Origin of the sequence: Mongoliitalea daihaiensis, assembly GCF_021596945.1 — a bacterium.
GTDB lineage: Bacteria > Bacteroidota > Bacteroidia > Cytophagales > Cyclobacteriaceae > Mongoliitalea > Mongoliitalea daihaiensis.
Window position 1 is genome coordinate 2,587,124 of the sequence record NZ_CP063779.1, and the last position, 10,881, is coordinate 2,598,004.

At 39.1% G+C, this 10,881-nt stretch carries 9 protein-coding genes; 5 read left to right on the plus strand and 4 right to left on the minus strand.

What is annotated here, in order from left to right:
• Positions 1-678, minus strand: coding sequence for an L-serine ammonia-lyase, iron-sulfur-dependent subunit beta (gene sdaAB, locus IPZ59_RS10920; RefSeq protein ID WP_236136081.1), 678 nt, complete (start codon positions 676-678; stop codon positions 1-3).
• 168 nt (positions 679-846) lie between these two features.
• Between sdaAB and IPZ59_RS10925 the strand changes: the two genes are divergently transcribed.
• Entirely contained in the window at positions 847-1,677 is an 831-nt protein-coding gene (locus IPZ59_RS10925) for an aminotransferase class IV (protein WP_236136082.1), read from the plus strand.
• On the opposite strand, the gene IPZ59_RS10930 is transcribed toward IPZ59_RS10925, so the two are convergent.
• On the minus strand, positions 1,674-2,468 hold the full coding sequence (locus IPZ59_RS10930) for a thymidylate synthase (RefSeq protein WP_236136083.1): 795 nt from the start codon (positions 2,466-2,468) through the stop codon (positions 1,674-1,676). The genes IPZ59_RS10925 and IPZ59_RS10930 overlap by 4 nt on opposite strands.
• A gap of 96 nt (positions 2,469-2,564) precedes the next feature.
• Between IPZ59_RS10930 and IPZ59_RS10935 the strand changes: the two genes are divergently transcribed.
• Entirely contained in the window at positions 2,565-4,838 is a 2,274-nt protein-coding gene (locus IPZ59_RS10935) for an efflux RND transporter permease subunit (protein ID WP_236136084.1), read from the plus strand.
• Here the strand turns inward: IPZ59_RS10935 and IPZ59_RS10940 are convergent.
• Positions 4,829-5,899, minus strand: a complete 1,071-nt coding sequence (locus IPZ59_RS10940) for an endonuclease/exonuclease/phosphatase family protein (protein WP_236136085.1) — start codon at positions 5,897-5,899, stop codon at positions 4,829-4,831. The genes IPZ59_RS10935 and IPZ59_RS10940 overlap by 10 nt on opposite strands.
• A gap of 374 nt (positions 5,900-6,273) precedes the next feature.
• On the opposite strand from IPZ59_RS10940, the gene gcvT reads away from it, so the two are divergent.
• Positions 6,274-7,368: a glycine cleavage system aminomethyltransferase GcvT gene (gcvT, locus tag IPZ59_RS10945; RefSeq protein WP_236136086.1), complete on the plus strand. Its 1,095-nt coding sequence runs from the start codon at positions 6,274-6,276 to the stop codon at positions 7,366-7,368.
• A gap of 98 nt (positions 7,369-7,466) precedes the next feature.
• Positions 7,467-8,183, plus strand: coding sequence for a 2-phosphosulfolactate phosphatase (locus IPZ59_RS10950; protein ID WP_236136087.1), 717 nt, complete (start codon positions 7,467-7,469; stop codon positions 8,181-8,183).
• A 513-nt stretch (positions 8,184-8,696) separates the two neighbouring features.
• On the opposite strand, the gene IPZ59_RS10955 is transcribed toward IPZ59_RS10950, so the two are convergent.
• Complete coding sequence (locus IPZ59_RS10955) at positions 8,697-10,037, minus strand: M24 family metallopeptidase (protein ID WP_236136088.1); 1,341 nt, start codon at positions 10,035-10,037, stop codon at positions 8,697-8,699.
• Positions 10,038-10,152: 115 nt separating this feature from the next.
• Here IPZ59_RS10955 and IPZ59_RS10960 point away from each other — a divergent pair, with 115 nt between their 5' ends.
• Positions 10,153-10,728: a DUF2911 domain-containing protein gene (locus IPZ59_RS10960; RefSeq protein ID WP_236136089.1), complete on the plus strand. Its 576-nt coding sequence runs from the start codon at positions 10,153-10,155 to the stop codon at positions 10,726-10,728.
• The last annotated feature ends 153 nt before the right edge of the window (positions 10,729-10,881 follow it).

Sequence of the window (10,881 nt, forward strand, 5' to 3'; positions counted from 1 at the left end):
TTAAAGGTCTATATCAGGAATATAAATTAAATCTTGTATCCAAGGGATGGTTTTTAAGTAATCGATGGTGGTGGCACGAATACCTGAATCCATTTCTATTACATGGCATGCCAAATCATTTTTTCCTTTTCTGGATACTGACATGGTTGCGATGTTTGATTTTTCTTGGGCAATGATATTTGAAATAAAAGCAATGGCCCCAGCTACATCTTGAGCTTTGATGATTAATGTATGAGATTGGGCAGTGAAATTGGCATTGAAACCGTCAACTTCTGCAATATTGATTAATCCTCCCCCCAAGCTTTCTCCGATTACCTCCACAGTTTTAGTACCCTTGGTTAGTATCAGTTTGATGGTATTTGGATGATAAACAGATGCATTTCCAATAGACTTGAAGCTGTATTGAATGCCTTTTTCTTTGATGATTTCAAAAGCTTCCTTGATATGAGGATCATCTGTCTTGAAATCCATTAAGCCACCCAAAATAGCCTTGTCACTACCATGTCCCTCGTAGGTTCTTGCAAATGAATTGTAAAAGGTAATGACAGCTGAATCAGGACTGCCTCCTAAGACACGGATAGCCGCCCGTGCAATACGAACTACTCCCGCAGTATGTGAAGAAGATGGTCCGATCATCACTGGTCCGATCATGTCAAATACACTACTTTTTGAACCCATTATGTATACATTTGTCAAAAGATGTGCTAATCTAGCAACTATTCTATAACTGTACCACGAAAGTATTAACTTAAGTACTTAAAACACCATTAATAAACCTTAAAATTTATGAGTGGTAATGCTCATAATTTTATTTAATCCTTTCATTGTCCATAAATGAACATTATAATGACCGATTTCAGTACACTTTTATTCTTGAAAAAGACCGACCATCTGTGGGAAGCTAGTGAGGAATTTTTGCATAACAGAGCATTTTTATTTGGGGATGGGTTGTTTGAAACTATGGTATTTACCCGTGGGAAAATACTTGATTTTGAATTGCATCGAGTACGATTATTACATGGCATGCATATATTGGGTTTGGATCCTGAAATAATTAGTACTCAGGAAGAGCTGGAGAGGTCAATTTTTTCTCATCTTTCATCGAGCCAAATCCTTCGCGTTCGTTGGAATGTTTTTAGGGGAGGGTTGGGTAAATATACCCCTGAAACTGATAAAGTTTTGGAAACTCTGCAAATTCAGCCATTCCACTATCCGCCAAGGATCAAAAAAACTGCGATGATATCTGCCAAATTTAGAGTTTACCCTCAAGTATGGTCCAATTGTAAAACCAGCAATGCATTACTTTATGTCTTAGCCAATCAGGAGCGCCAACAATACCAACAGGATGATGTGATATTGTTAGATTATAGAGGAAATGTTTCAGAAGCTGGAGCAGCCAACCTATTCTGGAAAAAAGATGGGGTATACTACACACCATCACTTTCTACGCATTGCATTGCAGGCATAGGTCGGTCTAAAATTATGCAGTGCTTACGAAACTTTTCGATCCCTCTAATTGAAGGAGAGTTTTCAGTTCAAGACCTATTGACAGCCGAAAAGGTTTTCACTTCAAATGTCACTGGACTGAGTTACATTGAATGTATCGAAGGGCATTGTTTCAATACTGAATCGGAAGAACTTTTGGATGCATTATTTAACCCAGCTAGGGAAATCTAAATAGCAACAGCCGCCTTTATATGAGGATGTGGATCGTAATTAAGCAATTCAAAATCTTCAAAAGTGAATTCGAAAATATCTTTTACTGCCGGATTGATTTGAATAGTTGGAAGGGGTCGGAAATCTCTACTTAATTGGAGATGCGCTTGTTCGAGGTGATTACTGTATAAATGCGCGTCACCAAAAGTATGGACAAATTCTCCTGGCTCCAGATCACATACTTGTGCAATCATCAATGTAAAAAGAGCGTAGGAAGCAATGTTAAAAGGAACTCCTAAAAACACATCGGCACTTCTCTGATACAATTGGCAGGAAAGTTTCCCTTCTGCTACATAAAATTGGAATAAAGTATGGCAAGGTGGCAAAGCCATTTGATCTACATTGGCAACATTCCAAGCGCTTACAATATGTCTTCTACTATCAGGTTTCGTCTTTATTTGATGGATCAGGTTTTTGATTTGATCAATTTCACCACCTTTTCCATCTGGCCAATGTCTCCATTGGTATCCATAGACAGGGCCTAAATCTCCATTTTCGTCTGCCCACTCGTCCCAAATGCTGACCTTATTTTCTTTCAAATAAGCAATGTTGGTATCCCCTTTTAAAAACCAGAGCAATTCATGGATGATGGATCGTAGGTGCAATTTTTTAGTCGTCACGAGAGGGAATCCATCTTGCAAATTGAATCGCATTTGGTATCCAAACACACTGATGGTACCGGTACCTGTCCGGTCTTCTTTTTTGACACCGTGGTCCAAAATATGCTGCATCAGGTCGTGGTACTGTTTCATGAGGATATGGATTATTGCTCTTTAGATTAAAAGCTAAAATTGAAAAAGTTGTGTAACTTTTCCAACAATTTTGTTGGGAATAAGTATGCTCTATAGATGAATTTCACAAAAAAGCAGTCCTACTTGGGGCTAATAATAGCCTTTCTACTGACCCTTTCCTTTATAGGTTTTCAACCACAGGTGCGTTTTGACTATGATTTCGAGAGTTTTTTTCCGCAGGAAAGTGAAGAATTACAGTTTTATTTGGAACACCGGCTAACGTTTGAAAATGATAATGACTATCTACTGATTGCTATCAATCACAAAGAAGGGATTTTTCGGCAGGATTTTTTGCAAAAGGTAGTAAGTTTCCAAGATCAGTTACAAAACTTGGAAAAAGTTGAGGGGGTGCAATCTTTATTGACCGCCAAGCAGCCGATTATCAGCCCTTTTGGGGTTAGGATGAATCGAGTATTAGACCCTTTAGATTCTGCTAGGTATTTGAAACAGGTGGAGTCTATTAAAAAAAGTTCTATTTGGGAAGGCTTTTATACTCCTGATGAACAGTTTTTACTGCTAGTCTTGCAAAATGAGCAACGTATTGAAAAAGAAGCGGGAGATGATTTGTATGAAGAAATTCGTCAATTGATAGAAATTGCCAATTTTGATAGGGTAGAGACCGCAGGGAAAATAAAGGCTCAAGGAGCTTTCGTAACCTTATTGCAAGAGGAGTTCTCATTCTTTTTGGGAGTTGGGATTATATTGATCGTGACCATTCTGTTTATCTTATTCCGATCCATTTGGGGAGTCGTAATTCCTTTGGTTGTCATTGCTTTGGGTATTGGTTGGACATTGGCTTGGATGTTATTGATGGGTAAGCCTTTGGATGTGATGACAGTGATGCAACCGATTATTTTATCGGTTATTGGTTTAGCAGGTCTTGTTCATTTTCTCAACTACTATTTGACATATGTTCGAGATGGAAAATCCCATGAACAAGCTGTTCAGGCTGCTTTTTCTGGACTGATTTTGGCGGTTTTTCTTACAAGTCTGACTACTTCTCTTGGTTTTTTGTCTTTGTATTTCACTCAAATTCCTACTCTTAGCTATTTTGGTTTGTATACTGGATTAGGAGTTGGTTGGATGTTTTTATCCATGATCTTGATCACCCCAGGGCTTTTGTATTTACTCCCTCCATTACCGGTCAAAGATCGGCCACAGATAATCGTTTTTTGGAGAAAGTCTATGCGGAAATTCTTTTTATGGGTGATTTCGTATAAAAAAAGTATTCCGTTAGTTTTTGGTGCAATTACCCTGATATCCATTATTGGATTGAGCCAATTAAAAGTCAATGGATATATCTTGGATAACCTTCCTGAAGGTAATGCACTCATGGAATCTTTTTTATTTTTTGATCAATCCTTTGGGGGAAGTAAGCCCTTAGAAATTGCACTCACCAAGGGAAGTTCGGTCAATTCATTGATTGAACTGGAAGTTTTAAAGGAGATTGAGAATTTAGAATTATTTTTAGCAGAAACCTACGATGCAGGCGCTATCATTTCACCTCTGAGTTTGGTAAAAACTGTCCATCAAGGCTTAAACAATGGGAATGAGCGAGCCTTTACTATTCCCTCCAAGGGTCAATTGAAGAAGGTGCAGCAGATGATGCCTTCGATGCTTGAAAACAGTCCTATTCCGATGGTGACAGAGGATTTGCAAAAAGGAAGATTGAGCGCAAGGACAGCAGATATGGGTAGTTTGAAGTCCAAACAGCTGAATGAGGAATTGATCAATTATGTGGACAAGCATATTTCGCCAGAGATTTTGATAGTACATTTGACTGGAACATCTCACTTAATTGATATTAGCCATGAAGCCGTGAGTCAACAATTAGCGAAAGGCTTATTTACAGCTTTTTTGTTGGTAGCATTCATTGCTGGTGTTTTATTCCGATCTTGGAGGATTGGCTTGATTGTGTTGATTCCAAATCTCATTCCTTTACTATGGTTGACTGGTATGATGTGGATATTTGGAATTGATTTTAAATTAACTACCGCCATTGTATTTACGGTTGCTTTTGGGATTGCCGTGGATGATAGCATACATTTTATGACCAAATTTTATCTGGAGCTGAAGAAAGGTTCTTCTATGTTATACGCTTTGAAAAGATCATTTTTGGAAACAGGCAAAGCGATTATTCTTACTACGTTGATCTTGGTGGCTGGATTCGGGGTATTAGTCCTCAGTCAATTTGGGGTTACATTTTACGCTGGTTTGCTTATTGGTTCGGCGCTGATATTTGCCTTACTGGCAGACCTTATATTATTGCCTGTGATGTTATTGAATTTACGCAAGTCTTGGATTTCGCTTGAAGGGAAAGCCTATTCCTGATCATTTTGGTGGGGTAGAAAAAAGGGTTTTTCAAAGGTTGCTGAGATTGGATAATGATCGGAGTAGTCCACTTCCCGATGGGTTTTGAAATCTGAAATTTGGAAACTTGGGTCGAAGAAAATGTTGTCAATTCGCAAAAAGAATAGAACCCTGTTGTAAGTAAAACCAAAGCCTCTTCCAGCTTTTTCGAATGCGTTGTCTAAATTTTTACGTAAGAAAAAGTATGTGTAAGAGTAGGGAACGTCGTTGAAATCCCCTACCAGAATGGTAGGATAAGGACAATTATCCATATGTTCCTTCAATATATCTAATTGAGATGCCCGGATTACTTGGCCATTTTTTAATTTGCGTAACGTCTCTCGATAGTTTTCTTTAATTCCTTCCAGGTTGTTGAGGTTGTCTTTATCGATACTCATAGATTCCAAGTGAGCATTATAAACTCGGATGGTATCTTTGTCTATTTTTATGTCGGCAAATATCACTCCATTATTTCTTCTGTTTTCGAATACTTTACCGTCATTGACAATGGGATATTTACTCAAAATCGCCATCCCGTAAGATCTTTTCTTAACATTACCCTCATTGATTTGATAGCTGTATTCATAGCCTGCCTCGGTTGCCAGTTGTTTGAGGTGATTTTTGGAGGGGGTAGTGAAATCTTGATAAAATTCCTGAAAGCATTTGATATCAGATGGGTTATCTTGAATCCATTTGACTAAATTCTCACTGTTGAGAGTTGCGCTTGATTTTTGATGATGGTAGTTAAACATATGAACATTATAGCTCAATACAGAAATACGGTCTTCAATTGGAGTGGGGATGTTGTATTGAAAAGTTGTTCCAACGTATTTCCATCCTGCAATCAAGGCAATGAATGGGAGAATGGCTAGTTTGCGTTTAGCAAAAACCAAGCTAATGAAAATGAAAGCATTTATACAGAGGAGTAGGGGATTAGTGAGCGTAAGTAAGCCAATGTATGGGAAATATTCAGGGGATATATAAACACTGTAAAAGAGAGCTAAAGAAACCAAGAAAAATAAGCTGACAATAAACCTAATCATAATTGTTTTAGAAAATCATTCGAAATTATAGGTTTAAACCTGTCTTTCCAACATTTGAAGGTGAATAAACGCATCTACCAAATAAAATAGTCAAGGTGGCAAGGGCGAAATATCAAGTAAACAGCCTAAGGATTGGATTAAACACGTTTCATATTCCTTCTTTTGCCCCATCAAATTCGAGCTGTCTTTATTTGTACATTACAGCCCGTGACAAGTAGAGGGGCGCTTAGGAGTACTGTTTTGGTAGAATTGATGCCTAAACTGGTATTTTTACCTTTCAACCAATCACCAAATCTACCTATCACTTATCAATAATCATAGTGAGGCTATGAGATCGATTCATTACATTTGCCCTAAAAGAAATAAACCCAATAATGGAAGATTCAATAAAGAAAATTCAACTCAATGACCTCCATGTGGCTTTGGGGGGTAAGATGGTTCCTTTTGCTGGATACAATATGCCGGTGCGTTATTCTTCAGATATCGAGGAACATAAAACCGTGCGTGAAGGAGTGGGTGTTTTTGATGTTTCCCATATGGGAGAATTCATGGTTACAGGACCCCATGCCTTGGAATTGATCCAAAAAGTCACCTCCAACGATGCATCCAAGCTTGTCAATGGTCAAGCACAATATTCTTGCTTCCCTAATGATAAAGGTGGGATTGTGGATGATTTGATCGTCTACAAATTTGAAGATCAAAAATATATGTTGGTAGTCAATGCCTCCAATATTGATAAAGATTGGGCATGGATTAATCAGAACAATACGATGGGCGCACATCTCAAGAATATTTCCGATCAACTTTCGCTTTTTGCTGTGCAAGGCCCCAAAGCTATTGAGGCTGTTCAATCCTTGACTTCAGTGAATTTATCAGAAGTTAAGTTTTATCACTTTACAGTGGGAGAGTTTGCAGGTGTGCAAGATGTTATCATTTCAGGAACTGGTTACACAGGGGCAGGTGGGTTTGAAATTTATGTGAAAAATGAACACGCAGAAAATGTTTGGAAAGCCATTTTTGAAGCAGGAAAAGACTTTAATATTAAACCAATAGGTTTAGGTGCTCGGGATACCTTGAGAATGGAGATGGGCTATTGTTTATATGGCAATGATATCAACGATGAAACGTCTCCTTTGGAAGCAGGTTTGGGATGGATTACCAAGTTTACCAAAGACTTTGTAAATTCTGAGAATCTCAAAAAACAAAAAGAGGCTGGTGTCGAGAAAAAGTTGGTAGGGTTTATTTTGAATGAGCGTGGAATTCCTAGAGCTCACTATCCAATTGTCAACGAAGCAGGTGAGGTAATAGGTGAGGTGACTTCTGGAACACAATCGCCATCCATGGGTGTAGGCATTGGGTTGGGGTACGTACAGACTGCTTTTTCAAGCCCTGGGACCAAGATAGCAATTGCTATTAGAAACAAATATATTCCTGCTACAGTGGAAAAGCTTCCCCTTTATAAAAAATAAATAAGTGTTTTATGGAACGGAAAACGTTGTGTTTTCCGTTTATTTTTTGCCTTCACCTTCACAGGTTTATTCATCCACTTAATCCCCCAAATTATCTGATGGCAACAATTGAAACTTGCTTGAGTCCTGATCTTTTGCCTTTGCATGAAGTAGCAGCAAAGAATGTAGTGATTGTAGATATCTTTCGTGCAACTTCAACCATGGTAGCTGCCTTAGCCAATGGTGTGAGTAGTATTCTACCCATTATGGATTTGGAAAGTTGCAGAGCCAAAGCTTCAGAAGGCTATGTCATAGCTGGTGAGCGAAATGGGAAGACTGCCTCAGGCTTTGAGTTAGGAAATTCGCCTTTGGCCTATACAAATGGGCAGTATGCTGGGAAAAGGATTGCCATGACAACCACTAATGGTACGGTAGCAATTGAGAAAACAGCTTCCTTTGCTAATCAAATTGTTTTGGGAGCTTTCATTAACTTAGAATCTACTGCAAACTATTTATTGGAGCAAAAAGAAGATGTTTTGATAGTATGTGCGGGTTGGAAAGGAAAGTTTAATTTGGAAGATTCTTTGTATGCAGGGGCTTTGGCAAAACTTTTAGTTCCTAGAATGCATACCGATTGCGACGCTACGATTGCAATGCGGAGTTTATACGAATCTAATGAACATAGACTCAAACTTTTTCTCAGTCAGGCAGCCCATTCCAAGCGTCTTCAAAATCACGGAATCGAGGAGGATATCGATTTTTGCCTGACCCTCAATCAGTATTCGGTTGTAGGAGTGGTAAAGGGAGGAGAATTGGTGGTGAACAGTGAAAATTGAGCAGTGGGGGAATTAGGAATCAACATTGAGCAATGATAAGGAACCACTAATTTCACAAATCACCCGAAGAATAATTTTTACTAAAATAGCATCTCTCATCTAGTGTTTCATGTCAAATTTATTGTTCCGATAGCTTACATTTTACGCGAATTGGTAGGGAAAAGGTTAAAGGAGAAAGGGAAAAGTTAGGTTCAGGTCAACCACCAATTCACGTGGATTTCAAGCCATGGAGTGAAGTTTCCTCTTGAATCCCGTGGTTTTCCGGTTGATTATTTTAGCCCCCCTTTCCTTGCTAGCCGATAGGACCATAATTGTATTTAACACTTTTCTGTGAGCTCTCGGCAGTGGACTATTGACTTGGTTTCAAGAAATGTTTTTTATTTTGCCCCTCATCAATAGTTCCACGTTATTTCAATAGTAAGACCATCGTATTTCTTTCAAAAAACTAAGTTTTGATGCTGGTCTCTTGCCTCTTGTTTCTTCCTTATCCTTTCTCCTTTACAACTCTGGTATCTATTTCCCCTTAATCAACACCAATTCAGTCTGCGGTTCAATAAGATACTTTGCTCCATCTTTAGTTACCACAGCCATTTCTTCGACTGACATGGTTTTTGTATTTCCATCTGGAAGATTCCAAGCGTGGAAACCATCAAAGGCAAAGATCATTCCTTCTTTCAAAGGTTTGACAGAAGCGGGTCTTGTACTTGGATCAGGCAGTAATCCCCCACCTAGATTGGGACCTATATCATGTGCAACATATCCCACTGGGTGTCCTGTGCTCCACATAACAGGAAGAGACCCTCTCGATTCCATCCAATCCCGCTGTGCTTTATCGACTTGATAGCCCAATACTCCTGGTTTCATGGCATCAAAAGCTGCTTTTCCTCCCCCAATGGAGGATTCAAAGTAAAATTGTACAGAATCAGGAGCTTGCGTTTCACCCGGACGTAGTACATAGGCGAATCGCTGAATATCCGAAACCCAAGTATCCCAAACCCGGATTCCAAAATCGGTCTGAATGACATCACCTGGCATGATTACTTTTTCTGTAGCATGTGAGTGTCCGCGGTCATATCCAGAGTTGACACTTGGATTTTGATCGGGAGACCAACCATCTTTGACTCCATATTGTTCCATTTTCTTTTTCAAGAAACGGGCTACATCTGCATCCGTGGTTGTTCCAGGGATTACCTGTGCATATGCTTCTAACTGCCATTGTGCCGTCAGTTCAGCGGCTTTGGTCATGATGTCGATTTCTGCTGGTAGTTTTACTGCAAGCCATTCATAGATCAATTCCTCAGAGGAAATGAGTTTGGAAGCTAAAGAGCCAAGTTCTTTTTCTAAGGTTGCTCGTTGTGTATAGCTAAGACCATCAGCCAATAATTCATTAAATGAACTATTGATAGCAATGCGGTTAAAGTTTTTTTCTTTGATAAACTCAGCCCCTGACCTGATTGCAGAGCTACCTCTTCCAACAGGAATAACCTCATCATGGATGGCCAATTCTGCTAAAGCAGTGGCTTCCCCAACAGGAGAGAAGACTTTTGACACCACTTGATTTCCTTCCAGGTAAAAAAGAAACAAAGCAGTACCTCCTGCATTTTCCCCTCCGATATGTTTTGCTATGGGGTCATTATTGTTTTCACGGCAAATGACAATCCAAGCATCTACATTTGCAGCCTGCATAGCTTCTGGAAGTAATTGCTGAATACGTTGTTTTCTGATCTCAGGCCAAGGATTAGGTCCTTCAAACGGGAGGTCTACTGATTCAGCTTCGATGTTTACTTGCTGCTGACATCCAGAAGATAGCGCCAAAAGCAAAGAAAAAGAGGCGACGTATGTGAGTAATTTCATTTTTACAATCATAAATTTTTTGAAAAGGATGGTGGATTCAATGGTGAAAAATACAAACTTAACGCTGATGGCAAAAGGATTTTTATTTATCTTCGGGGATAAAATTCATGAAACTATGAAAAAAATAAATCTATTCTTAACCATTTGCTTTGTATCCAGCAGTATGCTGTTGTTTTCATGTGGTTCCGAAAAATCAGCAGAGACATCAGAAACGGAAGAATCTTCCCAAACAGAGGTGAAGGCAACTGAACAAAGAGCTAGTCCACTTCGCACAATTGAAGGTTCCGTAGGGTCTGCTCAAGCAACCATACAGTATGGAGCACCTTCTGTGAAAGGCAGAGTGATCTGGGGCGACTTGGTCCCGTATAATGAAGTTTGGAGAACCGGAGCCAATGAGTCCACTTATATTGATATCAATAAAGATGTTATAGTAGAAGGGGAGACCTTAGCAGCCGGAAGATATTCTATCTTCACAATTCCGAAAGCATCCGGCAAGTGGACTGTGATTTTTAATTCCGAATGGGATCTAGAACATGGACATTTTCAATACAAAGAAGTAAATGACGTTTTGAGAGTAGAATCCTCTCCTGAATGGCAAGAAGAAAGTCAAGAACAATTAAGTATTGCCATTGAGTCTCCTGGAATCATCGTCAGATGGGAGCGGTTAGTACTACCAATCGTTATTCAGTAAAAATATACGACTATTTCCTTTCCTAATACCAAGCTACATTTAAGAAGGAAATACCTTAACAGTTTGGTGTCAGTAGTATTGAAGGTTTAGGCTATGTGTTGAATTATCGCAGACAGCCTAAACCTTCTTTATTTTAGTTTCCTTCATGAGTTC